At 68.0% G+C, this 22,397-nt stretch carries 19 protein-coding genes and 1 pseudogene; 8 read left to right on the forward strand and 12 right to left on the reverse strand.

Translation table 11 applies throughout. The features are described from left to right. From ACMV5O_RS14545 to uraH, 5 genes and pseudogenes are all read right to left on the reverse strand, one after another. Nucleotides 1-155: pseudogene (locus ACMV5O_RS14545) on the reverse strand (allantoicase); the annotation flags it as partial. 144 nt (nt 156-299) lie between these two features. Next, on the reverse strand, nt 300-1,226 hold the full coding sequence (puuE, locus tag ACMV5O_RS14550) for an allantoinase PuuE (RefSeq protein ID WP_416164127.1): 927 nt from the start codon (nt 1,224-1,226) through the stop codon (nt 300-302). Between the two features lie 16 nt (nt 1,227-1,242). Beyond that, nucleotides 1,243-1,785 (reverse strand): 2-oxo-4-hydroxy-4-carboxy-5-ureidoimidazoline decarboxylase, encoded by a 543-nt coding sequence (gene uraD, locus ACMV5O_RS14555; RefSeq protein ID WP_416164128.1) that lies wholly within the window; start codon nt 1,783-1,785, stop codon nt 1,243-1,245. Nucleotides 1,786-1,821: 36 nt separating this feature from the next. Further along, nucleotides 1,822-3,015, reverse strand: a complete 1,194-nt coding sequence (locus ACMV5O_RS14560; RefSeq protein ID WP_416164129.1) for a urate hydroxylase PuuD — start codon at nt 3,013-3,015, stop codon at nt 1,822-1,824. Between the two features lie 40 nt (nt 3,016-3,055). Further along, a complete protein-coding gene (gene uraH / locus ACMV5O_RS14565) occupies nt 3,056-3,406 on the reverse strand; it encodes a hydroxyisourate hydrolase (RefSeq protein WP_416164130.1) in 351 nt (116 codons plus the stop codon). 193 nt (nt 3,407-3,599) lie between these two features. Between uraH and ACMV5O_RS14570 the strand changes: the two genes are divergently transcribed. Next, nucleotides 3,600-4,547, forward strand: a complete 948-nt coding sequence (locus ACMV5O_RS14570; protein WP_416164131.1) for a LysR family transcriptional regulator — start codon at nt 3,600-3,602, stop codon at nt 4,545-4,547. 42 nt (nt 4,548-4,589) lie between these two features. Here the strand turns inward: ACMV5O_RS14570 and ACMV5O_RS14575 are convergent, their stop codons facing one another. After that, nucleotides 4,590-5,480, reverse strand: a complete 891-nt coding sequence (locus ACMV5O_RS14575) for a MurR/RpiR family transcriptional regulator (protein ID WP_416164132.1) — start codon at nt 5,478-5,480, stop codon at nt 4,590-4,592. 225 nt (nt 5,481-5,705) lie between these two features. Between ACMV5O_RS14575 and ACMV5O_RS14580 the strand changes: the two genes are divergently transcribed. The 6 genes from ACMV5O_RS14580 (at nt 5,706) to ACMV5O_RS14605 (ending at nt 12,179) form a co-directional block, all read left to right on the forward strand. Next, nucleotides 5,706-6,239 carry a TRAP transporter small permease gene (locus ACMV5O_RS14580; protein ID WP_416164133.1) on the forward strand — a complete coding sequence of 178 codons (534 nt, stop codon included), beginning with the start codon at nt 5,706-5,708 and terminating at the stop codon, nt 6,237-6,239. Next, complete coding sequence (locus tag ACMV5O_RS14585; RefSeq protein ID WP_416164134.1) at nt 6,236-7,528, forward strand: TRAP transporter large permease; 1,293 nt, start codon at nt 6,236-6,238, stop codon at nt 7,526-7,528. Before ACMV5O_RS14580 ends, ACMV5O_RS14585 begins: the two co-directional genes overlap by 4 nt. Nucleotides 7,529-7,656: 128 nt before the next feature. Then, nucleotides 7,657-8,691: a DctP family TRAP transporter solute-binding subunit gene (locus ACMV5O_RS14590; RefSeq protein WP_416164135.1), complete on the forward strand. Its 1,035-nt coding sequence runs from the start codon at nt 7,657-7,659 to the stop codon at nt 8,689-8,691. 65 nt (nt 8,692-8,756) lie between these two features. Then, nucleotides 8,757-9,983 (forward strand): diaminopropionate ammonia-lyase, encoded by a 1,227-nt coding sequence (locus ACMV5O_RS14595; RefSeq protein ID WP_416164136.1) that lies wholly within the window; start codon nt 8,757-8,759, stop codon nt 9,981-9,983. Next, on the forward strand, nt 9,980-11,236 hold the full coding sequence (locus ACMV5O_RS14600; protein WP_416164137.1) for a Zn-dependent hydrolase: 1,257 nt from the start codon (nt 9,980-9,982) through the stop codon (nt 11,234-11,236). The genes ACMV5O_RS14595 and ACMV5O_RS14600 overlap by 4 nt, the downstream gene beginning before the upstream one ends. 4 nt (nt 11,237-11,240) lie before the next feature. Further along, complete coding sequence (locus ACMV5O_RS14605; RefSeq protein WP_416164138.1) at nt 11,241-12,179, forward strand: N-carbamoyl-D-amino-acid hydrolase; 939 nt, start codon at nt 11,241-11,243, stop codon at nt 12,177-12,179. Nucleotides 12,180-12,240: 61 nt separating this feature from the next. Here ACMV5O_RS14605 and ACMV5O_RS14610 read toward each other — a convergent pair whose 3' ends face one another. Then, the gene (locus ACMV5O_RS14610; RefSeq protein WP_416164139.1) at nt 12,241-12,360 is read right to left on the reverse strand and encodes a universal stress protein; all 120 of its coding nucleotides are present in this window, start codon (nt 12,358-12,360) and stop codon (nt 12,241-12,243) included. Further along, nucleotides 12,357-13,583 carry a uracil-xanthine permease family protein gene (locus tag ACMV5O_RS14615; RefSeq protein ID WP_416164140.1) on the reverse strand — a complete coding sequence of 409 codons (1,227 nt, stop codon included), beginning with the start codon at nt 13,581-13,583 and terminating at the stop codon, nt 12,357-12,359. Before ACMV5O_RS14615 ends, ACMV5O_RS14610 begins: the two co-directional genes overlap by 4 nt. A 319-nt stretch (nt 13,584-13,902) precedes the next feature. On the opposite strand from ACMV5O_RS14615, the gene ACMV5O_RS14620 reads away from it, so the two are divergent. Further along, complete coding sequence (locus tag ACMV5O_RS14620; RefSeq protein WP_416164141.1) at nt 13,903-14,523, forward strand: glutathione S-transferase family protein; 621 nt, start codon at nt 13,903-13,905, stop codon at nt 14,521-14,523. A 4-nt stretch (nt 14,524-14,527) separates the two neighbouring features. Here the strand turns inward: ACMV5O_RS14620 and ACMV5O_RS14625 are convergent, their stop codons facing one another. From ACMV5O_RS14625 to ACMV5O_RS14640, 4 genes are all read right to left on the reverse strand, one after another. Continuing rightward, nucleotides 14,528-15,691 (reverse strand): response regulator, encoded by a 1,164-nt coding sequence (locus tag ACMV5O_RS14625; RefSeq protein ID WP_416164142.1) that lies wholly within the window; start codon nt 15,689-15,691, stop codon nt 14,528-14,530. 67 nt (nt 15,692-15,758) lie between these two features. After that, nucleotides 15,759-18,584, reverse strand: coding sequence for a PAS domain S-box protein (locus ACMV5O_RS14630; RefSeq protein ID WP_416164143.1), 2,826 nt, complete (start codon nt 18,582-18,584; stop codon nt 15,759-15,761). Further along, nucleotides 18,581-21,301 carry an EAL domain-containing protein gene (locus ACMV5O_RS14635; RefSeq protein WP_416164144.1) on the reverse strand — a complete coding sequence of 907 codons (2,721 nt, stop codon included), beginning with the start codon at nt 21,299-21,301 and terminating at the stop codon, nt 18,581-18,583. Before ACMV5O_RS14635 ends, ACMV5O_RS14630 begins: the two co-directional genes overlap by 4 nt. A gap of 151 nt (nt 21,302-21,452) precedes the next feature. Then, nucleotides 21,453-22,385 carry an ABC transporter permease gene (locus ACMV5O_RS14640; RefSeq protein ID WP_416164145.1) on the reverse strand — a complete coding sequence of 311 codons (933 nt, stop codon included), beginning with the start codon at nt 22,383-22,385 and terminating at the stop codon, nt 21,453-21,455. Nucleotides 22,386-22,397: the final 12 nt, after the last annotated feature.

Genomic DNA, 22,397 nt, shown 5'->3' on the forward strand with positions numbered 1-22,397 from the left:
TTGAGCATGCGCGACACCTCGGCGAAGAAGTCGTCCGAGGCGGCGAGCGCCTTCGCGCCCAGGCGCGGGTTGGCGAGATCGACCGAGCGCAGGGCCCAGTCGGGCAGCTCGGCTGCGGGGGCGAAGACGGGGGCGCCGGGAGTGTGGCTGGCCATGGTGGAGTTCTCCTTTGGGTTCGGGGGGCTGAGGCGGCTTTCGCGGTCGCGCAGCGGCGCCTGCGGTGGAAAGGCTATTTGGGGTTGGGAAATAGGGGACAGACCACAATTTCTGAACAGAAATCGTGGTCTGTCCCCTATTTCCTATTTGTACGGATGGTGCTCGATCCAGTGGCGGGCGACGTCGACGCGACGGCAGATCCACACGCGGTCGTGCTTCTCGATGTGGTCGAGGAAGCGCTGCAGGGCCTTGAAGCGGCCCGGGCGGCCGAGCAGACGGCAGTGCATGCCGATCGACATCATCGCCGGGCGCTCCTCGCCTTCGGCGTACATGACGTCGAAGGCGTCGCGCAGGTACTCGAAGAACTCGTCGCCGTGCGAGAAGCCCTGCGGCAGGGCGAAGCGCATGTCGTTGGTGTCGAGCGTGTAGGGCACGATGAGGTGCGGCACGGTCTCGCCGTTGGTCTTCTGCACCTCGGTCCAGAATGGCAGGTCGTCGCCGTAGTAGTCCGAGTCGTACAGGAAGCCGCCGTAGTCGGCCACCAGGCGCCGGGTGTTGGGCGAGTCGCGCCCGGTGTACCAGCCCAGCGCACGCTCGCCGGTCAGGCGCTCGATGATCTCCATGCCGATCTTCATGTGCTCGCGCTCGACCTCCTCGGGCGTGTTCTGGTAGTGGATCCAGCGCCAGCCGTGGCAGGCGATCTCGTGGCCGAGTTCCCTGAAGGCGGCGGTCAGTTCCGGGTGGCGCTCGAGCGCCATCGACACGCCGAAGATCGTCATCGGCAGGCCGCGGCGCTCGAACTCGCGCAAAAAGCGCCACACGCCCACGCGCGAGCCGTACTCGTAGATGCCTTCCATCGACAGGTGGCGCTCGGGGTAGCTGGCGGCGTTGAACAGTTCGGACAGGAACTGCTCGCTGCCGGCATCACCGTGCAGCACGCAGTTCTCGCCGCCTTCCTCGTAGTTGAGGACGAACTGCACCGCGATGCGGGCGCGGCCGGGCCAGTTGGCGTAGGGCGGATTCTTGCCGTAGCCGACGAGGTCGCGCGGGTAGGCAGCGTTGGCTTTCATGGTCGTCTCCAGGGGCTCAGGCGAGCAAGGCATCGAGGCGGAAGCGGGCGATCTTGCCGATCTCGAGCAGGCAGCGCTTGAACTCGGTGTCGCGGTCGTTGGCGAGCCGGGCTTCCACGCCGTCCATGATCTGATGGCGGCTCAGGCCCTTCACCGCAACGACGAAGGGAAAGCCGAAGCGTTGTCGGTAGGCCTTGTTGAGGCTGCGCAGGCGATGAAGCTCCTCCTTGCTGCACTGATCGAGCCCCGCGCCGCGCTGCTCGCCGGTGGAGGCGGTTGTCAGCGTGCCTTCTTCGGCCTCCTTGCCGGCCAGTTCCGGGTGGGCGCAGATCAGCGCGAGCTTTTCGGCCTCGCTCGCGGCGTCGAGCACCGCGAGCAGGGCGGCGTGCAGTTCGACGACGCTGGCGAAGGGGCGTCGGCTCCAGGCACGCTCGGCGATCCAGGGCGAGTGCTCGAAGATGCCTTCGAGGCGGGCGACGAAGTCGGCCTGGGGCAGGGCGGAAAGCGCCTGCACGGTGAGATGCGCGTGTGCGGTGGGGGTGTGGGTCGTGGCGTTCATGGTGTGGTCTCTTGCGATGCGTTCTCGGCGGCGTGCTCAGTCCTGCGTCCGGGCGCCCTGGGCGAACCAGATGGCGATGGTCTGGCGCTCCTCGTCGGTGATGCCGGTCAGGTTGCCCAGCGGCATGTAGCCACTGGCCACCGTCTGCGCACTCATGACCGCGTGCTGGGCGATCTGCTCGGCGTTCTCCAGCATCACGCCCTTGGGCGGCTGGGCGAAGCCGTCGAAGGTGGGCGCGGCGGCGTGGCAGCTCACGCAGCGCTGGTCCAGGATCTGCTTGACGGTGGCAAAGGAGACCTTGTCGCCACTGGCGTCGACCGGCTTGGGCGCCATCAGCACGATCAGCAGCAGGATCAGCGCGCTGCCGGCCGCCGGCAGCCACCACTTGACCTGGCCGCGGTGGCGCAGCACGAAGAACTGGCGGATCAGCACGCCGGCCATCATCAGCACACCGAGCACCAGCCAGCCGTTGGCGTGGGCATAGGTCATCGGGTAATGGTTGCTGATCATGATGAACAGCACCGGCAGGGTGAAGTAGGTGTTATGCACCGAGCGCTGCTTGCCGACGATGCCGGGCATGGCGTCGACCTGCTCACCCTTGCGGATCTGCTCGACCATCTTCTTCTGGCCAGGAATGATGTGGAAGAACACGTTGGCCGCCATCATCGTGCCCAGCATGGCACCGACGTGGATGTAGGCGCCGCGGGCCGAGAACACCTGGTGCAGCACGTAGTTGGCGACCATCACGAAGACGAACACGATCGCCGCGAGCAGGCCGTCCTTGCCGATCATGTTGCGGCACAGCAGGTCGTAGAACACCCAGCCGACGACGAGAAAGGCAATCGAGATGGCGACCGCGGTGGCCGGCGACAGCGCCATCACGTTGTTGTCGATCAGGTAGCTCGAGGCGCCGATCCAGTAGATGAGCGCCATCATGCCCATGCCCGACAGCCAGGTGCTGTAGGCCTCCCACTTCGACCAGTGCAGGTCCTGGGTGAGCGGCTCGCCCTTGGGGCCGGTGAGGTATTTCTGGCTGTGGTAGAACCCGCCGCCATGCACGGCCCACAGTTCGCCGAACACGCCGCGCTTGGCGTCCTCGGGCTTTTTCGGGGCCTTCAGCGAGTTGTCCAGCATGACGAAGTAGAAGGAGGCACCGATCCAGGCGATGCCGGCGATCAGGTGCACCCAGCGGACCAGCAGGTTGGCCCAGTCGAGCAGGTAGGCTTCCATGACGATGTCTCTATGTCGGGGTTGGGGTGGAAGCGCGGGTTCAGCTGCCGCGATAGGTGGAGTAGCTCCACGGCGATACCAGCAGCGGCACGTGGTAGTGCTGATCGGTGTTGGCGATACCGAAGCGCAGCGCCACCTCATCGACGAACAGCGGCTCGGGCAGCTTCAGGCCCAGGGCGCGGAAGTAGTCGCCGGCGGCGAAGACGATCTCGTACTTGCCGGTCTCGAGCGCGGCGCCCTCGAGCAGCGGTGCATCGCAGCGGCCGTCGTGGTTGGTGACGCTGCGCGCCACCTCGCGGCGCTCGCCGTCGAGGCGATAGACGGTGACCGCGATGCCGACGCCGGGCTTGCCGTTGGCGGTGTCGAGAACGTGGGTGGTGAGGCGTCCCATGGTGCTGTCTCCTGCGTATTGTGTTTGTGGTGTCTGGATGTGGAGGGCCTGGATCGGCCCTGACTGTGAGGCGCAGTTTAAGCTCGTGATGTATTCAGTGATCGCATATGTCTTTATAAGTGATATATGCTCTCGCGTATCTGACTCGGCCGGCACAGGCCGGGCGTTCGCGACAGGAAACGAGGAGACGACGATGACCATCCGGCGCAGCGACGACCCGCTGGACACTTACCTGTTGCGCGTATTCGTCCTGCTCATCGGCGAGCGCAGCGTGTCGCGCACGGCGCTGAAGCTGAACCAGTCGCAGCCGGCGATCAGCGCGGCCCTGAAGCGCCTGCGCGAGATCCTCGGCGACCCGCTGCTGGTGCGCGAGAAGGGCGGCATGGTGCCCACCGAGCGCGCGTTGGCGTTGGTGTCGCACGCCAAGGGGGCGCTGGCCGAGATCGATCGCATGGTCGACGGGCCGGAGAGCTTCGAGCCGGTGAGCACCCGCCATGAGTTTCGCATCGGCTCGCCCGATTACCTGACCCCTGTGTTCGTCGCCGGCGTGGCCGAGCGCTTCCGCCGCGAGGCGCCCAATGCGCGCCTGACCCTGCATTCGCTCGGGCCCAACTTCGATTTCGAGCGCTCGCTGGCCGAGGGCGATCTCGACGTCGTCATCGGCAACTGGCCCGAGCCGCCGCATCGCATGCACCTGTCGATGCTGCTCGAGGACGAGATCGTGTGCCTGGTCGCCGCCACCCATCCCTTCGCGCGCAAGGGCATGAGCGCGGACGATTACGCCCGCGCGGTGCATGTGGTGCCGATGCCGTACTCGATCAGCCAGCGCGGCGTCATCGACAGCGTGCTGGCCTCGATGCGCATCCACCGCGAGGAGCGTGTCGTGGTGCAGTCCTTCACCGCCGCGCCCTATCTGCTGCAGGGCACCGACCTGGTGTTCACGACCACCCGCCACTTCGCCCGCTTCTATGCCGACCTGCTGGCGCTGGCGATCGTGCCTTCGCCGATCGCCTTTCCGCCGATGCGCTTCTACCAGCTCTGGCACGAGCGCAACCACCAGTCGCCCGGCCATCGCTGGCTGCGCCGGCTGTTGAGCGATTGCGGGCGGCGCATCGTCACCGCGCCGACCCAGGCGGGGTGAGGGCGCGCACGGCTTGACCTGGCTGGCCGGCGCGGGCGGCGCTCACACGAGGTCGCCCAGTTCCTCGTGCAGTTGCTCGATGCCGCGCAGGCGGGCCCGCCCCTGCGCGCCCAACTGCAGCGCGAGCTGGCTGGCGAGGAAGTTGATCAGGCTCACCGCCGCGACATAGCTGTCGAACATCGACGCGCCCCGGCAGTGGCAGGGGATCACCCAGTCCACGCGAGCCGCCATCGCCGCCCCGCTGGGGTCGGTGAGCATCACGATGCGCACGCCATTGGCACGTGCGAGTTCCAGTGCAGACAGGAAGGCCGGCACCCGGCGCCGGAACCCCACGGCCAGCAGCACATCCTGCGCACCGAGGCCGAACAGGCCCTCGGCCAGCGTCTCGCCGTGCATCGGCGCCAGCTCGACGCCGGCGCGCAGCAGGCCGAGCTGGCCGCGTGCATAGGTGGCGAGCAGCGCGCTGTTGCGGTGCCCGATCACCAGCACCCGGCGTGCCTCACGCAAGGCCGTGACGATCTCGTCGAACGCTGTCTGCCCCAGCCCCTCCAGCGTCTTGCGCAGGATGTCCAGGTCCGCCGCCATGTGTGCCTCGATGGCCGAACGCGCACTGGCGGGGGGGTCGGCGGCATTCATGTAGACCGGCGAGCCCCATTGCTGGGCATTGCGCGCATCGGTGCGCGCCTGGGCGAAGCTCTGGTAGCCGAGGCGCTGGACCAGCCGCGTCACCGCGGCCTTGGAGGCGCCCGAAAGGCGCGCCAGCTCGGTGGCGGAATGGGTGGCGAGATGGGAGGGAAAGTCCAGCAGCAGGTCGGCCACCAGGCGCTCGCTGTTGGGCAGGCCCTCGTAGCTGCCGCGGATGCGTCGCTCGAGCGAGCCTGGGCCGGCGTTGTGGCGTTTGCGGGTCTTTCCGGGCGTTGAGGCAGCGCTCATCGGACGCTCTTCCGAGTGTATTGGCACGTTGCTTGCGTTGAAGCGAACCATAGCTGAAAAAAACGTTTTACTGATTGTTTTTCTGAAACAGGTGATCCAGTATGGTGCATACAACAGCAACGACTGCCCTTCCGCGCACCACTTGCGGGAGCGAGCAGCGGCAGAGGCGGCGCGATGCCTGCGAGGGTGGACGCCAGCCAGCGACCGGTGTGGAGGAGACCCTGCATGCATGACCCTGGTGAATACGAGGGCGTGGCGCGCGTGCTCGACGGCATGAGCCGCAAGCTGGCGCGCGCCGTCGACCTGATCTGCGTGGCGCTGCTGATCGTGCTGGTGCTCGACGTGTGGCTCGGCGTGCTGGTGCGCTACGTGTGGCCGCTGCCGATCACCTTCATGGAAGAGGCGGCGCGCTACCTGATGATCTGGGTCGCGCTGCTCGCCGTGTCGGCTGGCATCTCGCGGCGTGAGCACATCGGCGTGCAGATGCTGTTCGCCTACCTCCCATCCTGGCTGCGGCGCGGCCTGCTTGCGGTGGTGGATCTGCTCGGCATCGCCTTCTTCTCGATGCTGGTGTTCTACGGTCTCGGCATGGTCGAGCGCGGCGAGCGCATCACGACGATGATCTACGGCATGTCCAAGGCCTTGCCCTTCGCCGCGGTGCCGGTGGCGGCCGCGCTGGCGGTGGTGCAGCTCACGCTGGTGGCCGTGCGCGACCAGTTGCGCCTGGCGCGCTCGCCGCACGTGGTGGTGTGCCCATGATCACGGTCGCCCTCACCTTCGTCGTGCTGATGGTGCTCGGCATGCCCATCGGCTACGTGCTCGGCATCACCGGCATGGTCGGCATGTGGAGCATAGACCCCAGCGGCCGCTTCCTCACCATGGCGCCGGATCGCTTCTTCGCCGGTCTCGATCTGTTCACCTTCCTCGCCATGCCCTTCTTCATCCTCGCCGGCGAGATCATGAACCGCTCGGGCATCACCGACCGCCTGATCGCGCTCGCCGATGCACTCGTCGGCTACCTGCGCGGCGGGATGGCGCACTCCAACATGGTGGCTTCGGTCATGTTCGCCGGCCTGTCGGGGGCGGCGACGGCCGATGCCGCGGCCTTCGGCAACACCCTGGTGCCGGCCATGGTCAAGAAGGGCTACACCCGCCCCTTCGCCTGCGCGGTCACCGCAGCGGGCTCGATCATCGGGCCGACCATCCCGCCGTCGAACCTGATGGTGATCTACGGTTCGCTGATGGGCGTCTCGGTGGCCGGCCTGTTCGCCGCCGGCATCCTGCCCGGCCTGCTGATCTGCCTGGTTTGCATGGCGGTGATTGCTGCGCTCGGACGCCGCCTCAACCTGCCCAAGAGCGAGCACCGGCCCAGCCTGCGCCGTATCTTTGTCGCCTTCAAGGACGGCTTTGCCGCCCTGCTGATGCCGGTGATGATCCTCGGCGCCATCCTCGGCGGCATCACCACGCCGACCGAGGCGGCCTCGATCGCGGTTTTCTACGCGCTGGTGATGGGGGTGTTCGTTTATCGCAAGGTGGGCTGGGGCGATCTGGTCGACATGCTGGTGCGCACCGCCCGCATCACCGGCGTGGTGTTCCTGATCATTGCCTCGGCCTCGATCGTGGGCTGGTGGATGACCTTCAACCAGATCCCGCAGGCGATCGCGGCCGCCTTCCTCGCGGTGTCGTCCGAGCCGGCCGTGATCATTGCGCTGATCCTGGCACTGCTGCTGCTGATCGGCATGTTCATGGACATCAACGCGCTGCTGATCATCCTCGCCCCGGTGCTGGCGCCGCTGACGGTGACCATCGGCATGGACCCGATCCACGCCGGCATCATGATCGTGCTCGCGCTCAACATCTCGCTGATGACGCCGCCGGTGGGCGCCTGCCTGTTCGTGCTGGCGTCCGTCACGGGCGAGAAGATCGAGCGTATCGCGCACTCGCTGTGGCCCTTCCTGCTCGCCGAGATTGCGGTGCTGTTCGCGGTGGCCTACTGGCCCAGCCTGACGCTGGCCGTACCACGGCTGCTCGGCCTGACGAGCAATTGAGCCCCCCACCGAGCCCTCATGCACCCGCCCGCCCCGATGCCGTCTCCCCCTGTCCCTTCCCCTGCCGTGGTGCTGCGCCGCGGTGTGTTCCTGCTTCACCCCTTCACCCTAGCCCTGGAGTAAGCACGATGATCTCGCTGAAGAAACTTGCCGTCACCGCCCTCGCGGCAACCGCCATGCTCGCGTCGCCCGCCTTCGCGCAGAAGACCCTCCGGCTGGCCCACCTCAACCCCGACAGCCCCTTCGACAGCCATTCCGGTGCGATGGCAGCGGTGTTCAAGAGTCTGGTCGAGACCGGCACCAATGGCAGCGTCAAGGTGCAGCTGTTTCCCAACGGCCAGCTCGGCAAGGACGACGAGGTGATCCAGCAGGTGCGCGATGGCCTGGTGCAATCGGTCATCTCGTCGGCGGGCGGCATCTCCGCCCACTACAAGATGGTCGGCGTGTTCGACATGCCCTTCGCCTTCCCGAACATCGGCGTGGTGCACAAGGTGATGGACCTCGGCAGCCCCTTCGGCCAGAAGTTTGCCGCCGACCTGTCGGCCAAGACCGGGCTCAAGGTGCTCGGCCTGCTCGATTCGGGCGGCTTCTTCGCCATCAGCAACTCCAAGCGCCCGATCCAGACCGCAGCCGACCTCGGTGGCCTGCGCATCCGCACGATGACGCTGCCCACCCATGAGGCCACGGTGAAGTCGCTCGGCGGCCAGCCCACCCCGCTGCCCTGGGCCGAGGTGTACACCGCGCTGCAGACCGGCGTCGCCGATGGCCAGATGAACCCGATCCCGATCATCGCCTTTGCCAAGTTCGACGAGGTGCAGAAGTTCCTGTCGATCACCAATCACGTCATCACGCCCTATGTGTGGACGATGAACCAGGCCTTCTACGACGGCCTCACGGCGGACGAGCGCGCGGTGGTGGATTCGGCCGCGGCGGTGGCGGTGGACGCCGGGCGCGGCATCTCGCGCATCATCGAGGCCTCGGCCGACAAGGGCCTGCCCAAGCTCGGCCAGCGCATGCAGGTCAACGCCATTCCGGAGGCCGAGCTGCAGAAGTTCGCCGCCGTCGCGCAGCCGGCCGTGCGTGCGGTGATCGAGCAGCAACTGGGCGCCGAGGGCATCGACATGCTCGACGCCATGCTCGCCAACATCGAGCAGGTCAAGTAAGGCTCAACGACAACAACCATGCGTCTGCGCGCCCTCCCGGGCGTGCAGACGGAGGACGAACGGCAATGACACACATCCTGCGTGCCGAGGGCATCGCAAGCTATCCCAACCCGCTCGCGGTCTCAGCGGCGACGCCCTACGGCGAGGCGCGCGCGGCGATCCTCAGTCGCGAGGGCTTCGACGCCGCCGAGCGCGAGATCTCGCAGTGGCCGGGCTACGCCCCGACGCCGCTGCATGCGCTGCCGGCGCTGGCGTCGCGCCTTGGCCTCGGCGCGCTCTGGTACAAGGACGAGAGCACCCGCTTCGGGCTCAAGAGCTTCAAGGCCCTGGGCGGCGCCTATGCGGTGTTCCGCCTGATCCAGAAGGCGATCGCCGTCGCCCACGGCGGCCATCTGGCGACGCCGGCGGAAATCCTCTCCGGCAAGTATCGCGACATCGTCTCCGCGCTCACCGTCACCTGCGCCACCGACGGCAACCATGGCCGCTCCGTGGCCTGGGGGGCGCAGCTGTTCGGTTGCCGCTGCGTGATCTACATCCACGCCACGGTCAGCGAGGGGCGGCGCGCGGCGATCGCACACTACGGCGCCGAGGTGATCCGCGTGCCCGGCAACTATGACGACTCCGTCCGCCACGCCGCGGCCGAGGCCGAGCGCCACGGCTGGACGGTGGTCTCGGACACGACCTACGAGGGCTACCGTGACATCCCGATCGACGTCATGCACGGCTACGGCGTCATGGCGCGCGAGATCGTGCGCCAGCTCGGCGAGGAGCTGCCCACCCATGTCATCGTGCAGGCGGGCGTCGGCGCGCTGGCGGCCTCGGTGTGCGCGGCCTTCTGGCTGGCCTGGGGCGAGCGGCGGCCAGTGTTCATCCTTGCCGAGCCCGAGCAGGCCGACTGCTACTTCCAGAGCGGCCAGGCGGGCCGGCCGGTGGCGGTGCATGGCGAGCTCGACACCGTGATGGCCGGGCTGGCCTGCGGCGAGGTGTCGCCGGTGGCCTGGGAAATCCTGAGTGGCGGCGCGAACCATTACGCCACCGTCGCCGACCGCTTCGCGCTCGAGGCGATGCGGGTGTTCGCCCGTCCGCAGGGCGAGGATCCGGCGATCGTGTCCGGCGAGACCGGCGGCACCGGGCTCGGGCTGCTGCTGGCGGCCGCAGATCAAAGCGCGGTGCGGCAGGCCCTGGGCCTCGATGCGAAAGCGCGCGTGCTGCTGATCGGCAGTGAGGGCGACACCGACCCGGCGATCTACCGCGACGTGGTGGGCAAGTCGGCCGAGGAGGTGCTGGCATGACGGGCACCGACCGCGTGCTGGCCGTGGAGCCCGATGGCGCGCGCCTGTTGGCGCGCCTGGCCGCGCTGGCCGAGATCGGCCGCAGCGAGACGGGGGCGTGCTGCCGGCTGGCGCTCACCGACGACGACCGCCGCGGCCGCGACCTTGTCGTCGGCTGGATGCGAGAGCTCGGCCTGCAGGTGGCGATCGACCCGATCGGCAACGTCTTCGGCCTGCGCCCCGGGCGCCGGGCCGATCTGGCGCCGGTGATGACCGGCTCGCACATCGATACCGTGCGCACCGGCGGCGCTTACGACGGCAACTACGGCGTGCTCGCCGGGCTCGAGGTGGTCGCCGCGCTCAATGACGCCGGCGTCAGCACCGAGCGGGCGCTGGTGGTGGCTTTCTTCACCAATGAAGAGGGCGCGCGCTTTGCGCCCGACATGCTCGGCTCCCTGGTGTACGTGGGCGGGCTGGCGCTGGACGAGGCGCTTGCCACGCGGGCGATCGACGGCGCCGTGCTGGGCGAGGAACTGGCCCGCATCGGCTACGCCGGGACGGCGCCGCTGGGTGGCATCCGCCCTGCCGCCTTCGTCGAGCTGCACGTCGAGCAGGGGCCGGTGCTCGATCTCGAGGGCCTGACCATCGGCGCGGTGGAAAACCTGCAGGGCATCTCCTGGCAGCAGGTCGACATCGTCGGCCAGTCCAACCACGCCGGTACCACGCCGATGCGCATGCGCCACGATGCCGGCTACGCCGCGGCCGCGGTGGCGCACTTCGTGCGCACGCTCACCCGTGAGATGGGTGGCGACCAGGTCGGCACCGTGGGCAAGGTGGATCTGACGCCCAACCTGATTAACGTCATCGCCGCGCGCGCGACGTTGACGGTCGATCTGCGCAACACCGACGAAGCGCTGCTGCAGCAGGCCGAGACCCGCCTGGCGGCCTTTGTCGACGAGCTGGCGGCGACCGAGGGGGTGAGCATCAGCACGCAGCGCCTGGCACGCTTCGAGCCGGTGCGCTTCGACGCCGGCATCGCGGCCCGCATCGCCGCCCACGCCGAGTCGCTCGGTTACACCCACCGCCGCATGAGCTCGGGCGCCGGTCACGACGCCCAGATGCTGGCGCGCATCTGCCCGACGGCGATGATCTTCGTCCCCAGCGTCGGCGGCATCAGCCACAACCCGGCCGAACACACCGAGCCCGCAGACCTCGTCGCCGGCACGCGCGTGCTGCTCGCGACCTTGCTCGAACTCGCCAACGAGGGAGCCTGAACCCATGTCCCGCATCATCACCGTCGGCGCCGCCCAGCTCGGCCCCATCGCCCGCAACGACACCCGCAGCCAGGTCGTGACGCGCCTGATCGCGCTGCTCACCCAGGCCAGGCAGCATGGCTGCGAGCTGGTGGTGTTTCCCGAGCTCGCCCTCACCACCTTCTTCCCGCGCTGGTACTTCGAGGACCAGGCCGACATCGACGCCTTCTTCGAGCGCGAGATGCCGGGGCCGGAGACGCGCCCCCTGTTCGAGGCGGCGCGCGAGCTGGGCATCGGCTTCTACCTCGGCTATGCGGAGCTGGCCGAGGAGGAGGGGCGCACGCGCCATTTCAACACCTCGATCCTGGTCGACAAGACCGGCACGATCGTCGGCAAGTACCGCAAGATCCACCTCCCGGGCCATGCCGAGCACGAGCCCTGGCGCCAGTTCCAGCACCTGGAGAAGCGCTACTTCGAGACCGGCAACCTCGGTTTTCCGGTGTTCCGCGCCTTTGGCGGCATCATCGGCATGGCGATCTGCAACGACCGCCGCTGGCCCGAGACCTACCGTGTGATGGGGCTGCAGGGGGTGGAGATGGTGCTGATCGGTTACAACACGCCGGTGCACAACCCGCCCGCGCCCGAGCACGACAACCTGTCGCACTTTCACAACCAGCTGGTGATGCAATCCGGCGCCTACCAGAACGGCAGCTGGGTGGTGGGGGTGGGCAAGGCGGGCAACGAGGAGGGCGTGATGCAGATCGGCAACTCGATCATCGTCGCGCCCTCGGGCGAGATCGTCGGCGCCTGCTCGACGCTGGGCGACGAACTGGCGGTGGCGCGCTGCGACCTCGATCTGACGCAGTCGTACAAGAGCACCACCTTCAACTTTGCCCGCCACCGCGAACCGCAGGCCTACGGCCTGATCGTGGAGCGCAAGGGCGCGGTGTTGCCGCCGCAGTAATGCGAAAAGGCCTCGGTGGCGCTGGGCGCCCCGAGGCCTTGCCGTCGTCCCAACCGCGCGCTCAGCGGTCGATCGGTACCAGCACCACCGGCACGTCGGCCTTCATCGTCACCTTGTGCGCGACCGAGCCGAGCAGCAGTTCGCCGATCGCGCTGTGGCCGCGCGAGCCCATGACGATCATGTCGGCGAGCGTGTGCTTGGCCGCATCGAGGATCTGGCGCGCCGGCTCGCCTTCGAGCGCTGGTCGAGCTCGCTCTCGGCGAGGATCTTGACGCCGGCCGAGGCGATCATGCCGAACATCACCACCGCAGCGCCGCCGAGCACGGCCGGCGGCATCGCCGAGGCGATCGCGGACAGGTTGGGGAACAGACCGAGGATGATCAGGAAGATGCCGCCGATGGTCACCACGTGGCGGCTGACCACCCCGGTGAGGGCGACGAGGCCGACGTTCTGCGCGTAGGCGGTGTTGGGCAAGGTGTTGAACACGGAGGCGAAGGCGGTCGCCACGCCGTCGGCCATCACGCCGCCGGACAGTTCGCGGTTGGTGGCCGCGCGCTTGGCGCCGCCGACCGTGATCGCCGAGATGTTGCCGATCGTCTCCAGGCCGACCACGAACATGATGATGACCATGCCGAGGATGGCGGTCGGCGAGAACTCCATGCCGAACACGAAGGGTTGCGGCACGGCGAACCAGGCGGCGGTGCCGACGCGGGAGAAGTCCACCCAGCCCAGGAAGACGGCGACCAGGTAGCCGCTGATGAGGCCGACCAGCACCGAGGCGAGCTTGATGAAGCCGCGCCCGTACTGGTGGCAGCCGATGGTGACGATCAGCACGAACAGCGCCAGCAGCAGGTGATGCGGCGCGGCGAAGTCGGCCGCACCCACGCCGCCGGCGGCGTAGCGCAGGCCGACCGGCATCAGCGTGAGGCCGATCAGCAGCACCACGATGCCGGTGACCACGGGCGAGAACAGGTGGCGCACGCGTGACAGGAAGGCGCCCAGGAAGACCTGCAGCAGGCCGGCTACCAGCGATGCGCCGAGCACGGCGGGCAGGCCGAAGGCCTTCGCCAATGGGAGCGCCACCGGCAGGAAGCCGAAGCTGGTGCCCTGCACGATGGGCAGGCGGGCACCGACACGGCCGATGCCGACCGACTGGATCAGGGTGCAGATGCCGGCCACGAACAGCGACACCTGGATCAGGAAGATGCGCTCTTCCATCGTCGCGCCGATGACGCCGGCGATGATGATCGGCGGCGTGATGTTGCCGACGAACATCGCCATGATGTGCTGCAGACCGAGCGGAGTCGCCCGCGACAGCGGCGGCATGTAGTCGGGCGAGTGCTCGTCGACGGCGGGCCGCGGCGGATTGGCGGGGTCGGGATAGACGGGCGTCGTCGCGCTCATTGGCGTGTCTCCGTGTCTCCGGCGCGTGGGGGCCGGGTTTATGTTTGTGGCTGAGGCGTTTGCAGCGTGTCTGCGGGGGGCGTGCAGGCCTGCAGTGCGGGCCGTGGTCAGAGTGTAGAAGGCGCCGCCGACAAGAAAACGGCCGGGGCCTGATAGCGCTTATATAACTGTGCTTATGGGCGAATCAGTTTCTTTGCCGGATTACAATATTCCGTCCCCTTCAGGAGCGTCGCATGATCGATCTTGACACCGTCCCAAGGCCCGATGGGCACAAGCCTTCCATCCGCTGCGCCGCGTCCGGCTCCGCCACGGAGAAGCCATGAAACTCTATATTTCACCGCGCGCGCCCAATCCCCGCCGGGTGCAGATGTTCATCGCCGAGAAAGGCATCACCGGCATCGAGGAGGTGGTGGTCGAGATCGGCAGGAACGAGCATCGCAGCTCGGACTTCCGCGCCAAGAGCCCGCTCGCCAAGGTGCCGGTGCTCGAGCTCGACGACGGCCGCATGCTCGGCGAGACGCGGGCGATCTGCTCCTACCTGGAGGGCGTCTGGCCCGAGCCCAACCTGATGGGCGAGCGCTTCGAGGAGCGCGCCTTCATCGAGATGACCGACCGCCGCATGGAGCTCTACCTGTTCGGCAGCATCGCCAACTGCATCCGCCACACCCACCCCGGGCTGGCGCCGCTGGAGCAGCCGCAGTTTCCCGACTTCGGCCGCTCGCAGGGCGAGAAGGTGCGCGAGGTGGCGCGCTGGCTCGATGCAGAACTCGCCACCCGGGCCTTCGTGGCCGGCGAGCGCTTCACCATTGCCGACATCACCGCCTTCTGCGCCATCGAGTTCGCCCGCGGACTGATGAAGTTCAGGCCCGGCGCCGAGGGCATGGCCAACCTGCAGGCCTGGCGCGACCGCGTCGCCGAGCGGCCCAGCGCCAGGGTGTGAGGCCTCAGCGCGGCAGGTGGCGGGCGAGCTTCTGCAGCAGGACCTGGCGGTCCAAGGGCTTGACCAGGAAGTCGACCGCGCCTGCCTTCAGGCTCGCCTGCAGCACCTGGCGCTCGCTGTGGCCGGTGATCATCAGGATCGGGATGTTCGCCAGCTGCGGGCTGGCCTTGAGGCGGCGGGTGATCTCGACCCCGTTCAGGTCCGGCAAGGCAACGTCCATCAGGATCAGGTCGGGATGCTGGCGGCCGAGCAGCACGAGCGCTTCGGTGCCGGAATGGGCGAAGGCCGAGCGGTAGCCTGCGGTTCCCAGCAGGCGGTCGAGCAGCTTGCACTGGAAGCTGTCGTCGTCCACGACCACGACCAGGGGCGGCGTCCTGCCCGCGAGCTCGCCCAGCTGGCGGGCCGCATCGAGTTGCGGCTTGACGTCGTGCTTCAGGCGGCCGATCCATTCGGTGAGCGGGACCACCTTCTGCTGCGCCTCATCGACCCGCAGTTGTACCTCGCGAATCACGTCCTCGCGCTGCGGGCTGGCGAGCGGGGGCTGCAGGTCCGCTCCCGTGGGAACGCCGTCGAGGTCGAGATCGAAGCGGTCGGCGACGACGGTCGGAGGCTCGAACGCGTCGTCTGGCGCAACCGCGGTCAGCGCCTTGCTCAGGGCGTCGGCGTGGCGCTGGCCGACCGCGATGCGATCGTCGAGCACGGACTCGAGCTGGCTCACCGAGCGCGCGTGCGCCGCGACCTCGCGCGCCGGTGCGGTGTCGCGCTGGGCTTGCAGTGAGCGGCCGGCGATGATGACCGACATGGGCAGCCGGGGGGTGTCGTAGACGAGCGGCCAGTACATGACGTAGTCGTCAAAGTAGCCCTTGCTGCACAACTCGAAGGCGCGGTGCACGCTGTCCTTGTCGCACAGCACGATGTTGCGGTGGGGCAGGGTGTGCACGATCTCGCACTGGCGGTAGAGGCCGAGCGAGTAGCGCTCGGCACGCTCGAGGCTGTTGAAGGCCAGCACCACCACGTCCGGCTTGACGCGTTCGAAGTCCGCGACGAAGCGGCTCTCGACGGTCGAGGTGTCGACATGCTCGAAGTGGCGCTCGAGCAGACGCGCGATCTGCGCCGCGTCGGCCGACACCTCGGTGACGACCAGAATCTTCAAGTCTTCGGGCTTCATCGCCACGGCCTCGCTCGATCGGCGGTCCATCCTTCATGGCTGCGGGGTGCAGCGTACAGCTTTGTCGTCATCTTGAAGCGGCCTGGGGCGGATCCATCGCCCGGATTGTAGCGTCGAGCACGAGGACGAAATCGCACATCACCCGTTCGATGCGCCCGCCGTCGGCGTCGCGCCCGGCCTGCTCGAGGGCCGCGCAGCTTTCGCCGAGCTGCATGGCCCCGACCGACCTTGAGGAGGATTTCAGGCGATGGGCGAGCTGGGCCACCTGCGACCAGTCGCCGGCCGCGCAAGCCCGCTGCAAGGCGTCTGCCGTACTGCGCGCGGAGGCCCGATAGTCGGTGAGAAATTCCTCGACGAGCGCGGCCTCGTCACCGATCAGGGCGGGCAGCACCTGTGGATCGAACACCGCAAGGGCAGGAGCCGCGGCCGTGGCCATGGGGGGCGAGCGGTCGAGCTCGGCCTTCGGCAGCCAGCGTCCGAGCGCTTGACGCAGGACCTCGACCTGGACCGGCTTGGCGATGAAGTCGTCCATGCCGGCGTCAACGCAGCGCCGATCCTCGCCCCGCATGGCGTTGGCGGTGACGGCGATGATCGGGATGCGCCGTCCCGCCGGCTCTTCGCCCCGAATGCGCGCGGTCAGTTCGTAGCCGTCCATTTCGGGCATGTGCAGGTCGGTCAGCAGCAAGGTGTACTGGCCATGTCGCCACCGCTCGAGTGCTTCGCGGCCGTTCGCGGCGATGTCGCATTGCAGGCCGAGCAGCGCGAGCTGGCGCTCGATCACCCGCTGGTTGATGTCGTTGTCCTCGGCCACGAGGATCTGCACCTGTGGCGACGGGGCATGGCGCACCGGCGCCTGCGGCGCGCGCAAGGCGGCCGGCTGCAAGGTGGCCAGCGGTGCCGGATCCGGCATGCGGGCCGCTTGCCGCCCGGCAGCCGGTGCGCTGGTGGCGGGCAGCGGCAGCGTGACGATGAAGCGTGTGCCTTGTCCCGGCCGGCTGCGGACGTCGATCCGGCCGTTGAGCAGCTGTGCCAGGCGGGCGGAGATCGACAGGCCCAGCCCCGTGCCGCCGAAGCGGCGGGTGGTGGACGACTCGGCCTGGGCGAAGGGTTGGAAGATCTTCTCGAGCACCTCGGGCGCCATGCCGATGCCGTTGTCGGTGACGCTGAAGCGGATCACCCCGGGGCCTGCGTTCTCGGCACGGATCTCGACGCGGCCGGGGCGCTCCAGGCCGGCCGAAAATTTCACCGCATTGCTGACCAGGTTGGACAGGATCTGCTGCAGGCGCAGCGCGTCGGAGCTCACCAGGTCGGCCACATCGTCGAGGACGCGTGTGCTCAGCTTGACTGCCTTGCGCTCTGCAACCGGCTGCATGATGTCGGTGACGCGGGCGATCAGGTTCCGGATCGAGACCGGACCGATGTCGAGCTCGAGCTTGCCCGACTCGATCTTCGAGAAGTCGAGGATGTCGTCGATCAGGCGCAGCAGCGTGGTGGCCGACTCGCGCATGATCTCGACCAGATGGGTCTGCTCGATCGACAGAGCCGAGTGACTCAGGACGTCCAGCAATCCGATCACGCCATTCATCGGGGTGCGGATCTCGTGGCTCATGGTGGCCAGGAACTCGCCCTTGGCGCGACTGGCGATGTTGGCGAGGTCGAGCGCATGCTGCAGTTCGTTGGTGCGGCTGGCGACCAGGCCTTCAAGGTGATCGCGGTAGCGCAGCAGCTCCTCTTCCATGCGCCGCTTTTCGGTGATGTCCTGCTTCACCGCCACGTAGTGCGTGATCGCGCCGCTGTCGTCATGGATCGGCGTGATCGTGGCGTGCTCGAGGTATTCGCTGCCGTCCTTGCGCCGGTTCAGGAACTCGCCGCTCCAGGACCGGCCCTGGGTCACGGTGTTCCACAGGCTACGGTAGGTTTCCGGCGTCGTGCGCCCGGACTGCAGCACCTTCGGATTGTGGCCGAGGGCCTCCTCGCGCGAATAGCCGGTCTTGTCCACGAAGGCCTGGTTGACGTACTCGATCTCGGCGCGGGTGTTGGTGATGACGATGCTTTCCGGGCTCTCCTCGACCGCGCGCGACAGCTTGCGCAGCCTTTCCTCGGCGGCCTTGCGCGCCGTGATGTCGAGCGCGAACACGAAGCGGGCCACCGTCTGGCCGTCGTCGTTGTGCAGCGCGGTGATGCCGATCACCATCGGCAGCGTGCTGCCGTCCTTGCGCAGGTGCACGGTTTCGAAGCTGATGTTGCCGAGGCGATCGGCTTCGGCGAGGCGAGCGGGCAGTTGCGGCCGCTCCTCGAGTGCGTAGAGCTGGCGCACCGGCATGTGCCGCATCTCGTCGATGTCGTAACCGTGCTGCCTGGCGTAGGTGGCATTGACGTCGATGATCGTGTCGTCCGCGGCATCGTGGATGGCGATGCCCAGATTGGAGAGGCGGAAAAAGCGCTCCCACCGGCGTGACAGCGCCTCGGCCTGCTTGCGCTCGGTGACGTCGTGCACGATGGAGAACAGCAGCGTCCTGTCGCCGGCTTCGGTCGGGCCGCTGTAGACCTCGACGTCACGGATCGAGCCATCCGCACGGCGGTGGCGGAACTCGAAGTGGGTGCGGCGCGCTGCGCGCGCAGCGTCCATCTCGGCCCGCAAGGCCTCCGGCGACAGCGTGTTCACCTCGCTGATGTGCATCCGGGTGAGGGTGGCCCGCGACCAGCCGTAAAACTTCTCCGCCGCCGGGTTGGCGTCCTCGATCCGGCCACTGTCGGGGTCGAGGATCAGCATCACCGCGTGGCTGTTGTCGAAGATGCTGCGGTAGGGCATGTCGCCCGCCTGGCGCGCACTGTCGGGCAGGGGCGGGTGCACATCGAGCCCTTGTTCGCGCTTGTCCGAGTCGGCACTCATTGAAGTGTCTCTTGAGCGGTTTCCACTGCGGCCATCCCTTCGGTCCGCGCGGCTGCCTGCGCGTGCTCGGTGACGCAGCCCTGCGCGCGGGCGACTGCCATGCTGCCGAACCTGGCTTCAAGCGCATCGATGGTCGTGGGGGCGTGAAACAGGAAGCCCTGAAAGCTGGTGCAGTCCTCTTCCATCAGAGCCCTGAGCTGGCGAGCTTCCTCGACGCCCTCGGCAATCAGCCTGAGGCCCAGGCTGCGCGCAAGGGCCACGATCGTTCTGACGATGGCCCGGCTGCTGGGCTTGTCGGGCAGGTCGCGCACGAAGCTGCGGTCGATCTTCAGTTCGTCCAGCGGCAGTCGCTGCAGGTAGGCCAGCGAGGAGTAGCCGGTGCCGAAGTCGTCGATCGAGAAGCGGATCCCGAGCTTGCGCAAGGCTTCCATGGTCTGCACCGCGCCCGCCATGTCGCTGATGAGCATCGATTCGGTCAGCTCGAAGACCAGCTTGTCGGGCGGGCAGCCGGTGCGCTCGAGCACGGCACAGGTCTCGGCGACGAAGTCCGGCGCGTAGAGCTGGCTCGCGCTCACGTTGACCGAAAGGCGCAGGGCGGAGAAGCGGGGGTCGCGCGCCCAGCGCCCGAGCTGCAGGCACGCCATCTCCAGCAGCTTCCGGGCGAGCGCCGGCATGCAGCCGCAACGCTCGGCGGCGGCGATGAAAAGCCCCGGTGGCACCAGGCCACGGCGCGGGTGCTGCCAGCGCGCGAGGGCCTCGACGCCGTCGATGCGGCCGTCGGCATCGCATTGTGCCTGGTAGTGCAGCTCGAACTGGTCGCCCGACAAGGCGTCACGCAGATCGGTCTCGAGTTGCAGCCGTTCGGCGACGGTCTGCTGCATGACCGGATCGAAGAAGCGGACCCGGTTCCTGCCCTGTCGCTTGGCTTCGTACATCGACAGGTCGGCGCTCTGCATCAACTCATCGACGGTCTGGCGGTGACCCGCGAACATGGCAATGCCGATGCTGGCCGTGCACACCCTGGCCTGGCTCCGGAGCGCGTACGGCGCGCTCATCGTCTCGAGGAGTTTGTTCGCGAGGCGCTCGGCACTGGCCGCGGCCGCGACCTCCTCGGCGGGCAGGTGCTCGACCAGGATCACGAACTCGTCACCACCGAAGCGGGCGACGGTGTCGGTCTCTCGCACTGCGCTGCGCAGACGCGCTGCTGCCTGGGTCAGGAGCGCATCGCCCGCATCATGGCCGAGCAGGTCATTGATGTCCTTGAAGTCGTCCAGGTCGATGAACATCAGCGCACCACGCCAGCCGTCGCGACTGCCATGCCCGAGCGCCTGCTGCAGACGGTCGGTGAGCAGGCGCCGGTTGGCGAGGCCGGTCAGGTGGTCGTAGTAGGCGAGGGCGTGGATCTCTTCCTCATTGATCTTGCTTTGGGTGATGTCGGTGAAGCAGCCCACGTAGTGGGTGACCACACCCTCTTCACTGCGCACCGCGCTGATGGACAGGCGCTCGGGATACACCTCGCCGTTGCGACGCCGGTTCCAGATCTCGCCCTCCCACAGGTCGTGCGCCTGCAGTTGCTGCCACAGCGCTTTGTAGAAGGCTTCGTCATGGCGGCCGGAGGCCAGCATGCGCGCCGGCTTGCCGATGACCTCCTCGCTGGCGTAGCCGGTGACCTCGGTGAAGGCCTGGTTGACCCGCAGGATCCGGGTGCGCGCATCGGTGACCATCATGCCCTGCTGCGACTCGAAGGCGATGGCGGCGATGCGGCGTTCCTGCTCCAGCAGGGTCCGACGGGTCACGTCCTGGACGATGAGCACCACCGTCCTCGGCGCGTCCTTGCCTTCGATGGCCTGGAGCCGCCCTTCGAAGTGGCGGTGTCCGCGTGGGGTGTCGAGGGCGTACTCGGTGATGGCCGGGGTGCCGGAGACGATGGCCTGACGAATGGCGTTCATGAGCAGGTTGCCGACCGCCTCGGGGAGAATCTCCTGCAGGCGATGGCCCAGCACGCTTTCGGCGTCACGATATAGAAGGCGCTCGTCGTGGGTCATCACCTCCAGGCAGCGCCCGTTCTCGTCGAGCACGAACAGGATGTCGGGGACTGCGCCGGCGATCGCGCGCAGACGGGCCTCGCGTTCGCGCAAGGAGCGTTCGTTCTGCTGGCGTGCCGCGAGGTCCTGCAGCAGGAGCCCGAGAAGCGTTGTCGCCGCGCCCATGGTCAGCAGATAGGGCAGGCCAAGCACGGCGTAGATGCTGGCGATGCTCTGCTCCGGTATCTGCGCGATCAGCACCATCGACAGCGCGTGCACCATCACGCCGAAGGCAAACAGGGTGAGGGGCGTGCGCGCCAGCCAGCCTCGCGCCCAGGCCGCCCGGTAGGCCAGACCGAGCGCGACCCCGAGCGCGATCACCGTGGTGCCGACGATCATTCCGCTTCCACCCAGCCACAGCCGGTAGGCGCCGGCGATCGCGCCCGCGACCAGGCCCGTGAGCGGACCGCCGAACAGTGCGGCCATCGACAGCAGGACCGAGCGCCCGTCCACGATCACCCCGGGGGCGAGGGTGATCGGGAGCATCATGCCGACCACGCACACCAGGCCGAAGATCAGCCCCGATGCCGTCTCGCAGAGTCGCGGCCGTGCCGCGAACGCGCGCATGCTGAAACCATGCAGCAGGCTGAGTGCGAGCAGCAGCGCGACGGTTTGAATCAGTTCGAGGATCATCAGCGGGCGCAAGGCTCCGGTGGGCCGGCGGGCCGGTGGGCGTCTACGGCCCGCGGAGCTTAATGCATCCGGTCGAACGCCCCAAGTTGAGGAATTCACACCGTGGGCAATATCGGGCGCCGGTTGCGCGCCGAATCGATTGCCGCCGCCCTCACGCGTCCGGCCGGTAAGGCTTGCCCAGCGACACCGGCGAGTTGAGCCGGATCGTGTTCAGGTTGCGCGAGATGGCGACCAGCACGATGATCGTCGCCCAATAGGGCAGGGACGACAGCAGTTGCGACGGAAAGTCGATCTGCAGCCCCGAGCCCTGGATGAAGAGCTGAGTGATCATCACGCCGCCGAATAGATAGGCGCCGACCATCACCCGCAGCGGCCGCCAGGTGGCGAACACCACCAGCGCGAGCGCAATCCAGCCGCGCCCGGCGACCATGCCCTCGGCCCACATCGGCGTGTAGAACACCGACAGGAAGGCGCCGCCGATGCCGGCCATGGCGCCGCCGAACAGCACCGCCAGGTAGCGGATGCGGATCACCGGATAGCCGATCGCGTGCGCGGATGTGGGCGACTCGCCCACCGCGCGCAGGACCAGCCCGGCGCGGCTGCGGTAAAGGAACCACAGCAGGCCCCAGAACAGCGCCCAGGAGAAATACACCAGCGCCTGCTGGTTGTAGAGCGCCTCGCCGATCAGCGGCAGGTCGGCGATGAAGGGGATGCGGATCGGCGGCACCGCCTGCAGCGCCACCGCCTCGTAGGGCTTGCCGACGAAGGCCGCCAGCCCCACGCCGAAGATCGCCAGCGCCAGCCCCGAGGCCACCTGGTTGGCCATCAGGCTCAGCGTCAGCACGCCGAAAATGAAGGCCATCGCCATCCCCGCGCCCATGCCGGCGAGCACGCCTAGCCAGGGGCTGCCGCTCTCGTGGGTGATGGCGAAGGCGGCGACCGCGCCCATCGCCATCATGCCCTCGGCGCCGAGGTTGAGCACGCCGGCCTTCTCGCTCACCAGCAGGCCGAGGGCGACGATGATCAGCGGCGTGCCGGCCACCACGGTGGCGAACAGCATCGAGGTGAAGAGAGTAGCGTCCATCGTCTCGCGTCC

It is taken from the genome of Thauera sp. WH-1 (assembly GCF_047806685.1).
GTDB lineage: Bacteria > Pseudomonadota > Gammaproteobacteria > Burkholderiales > Rhodocyclaceae > Thauera.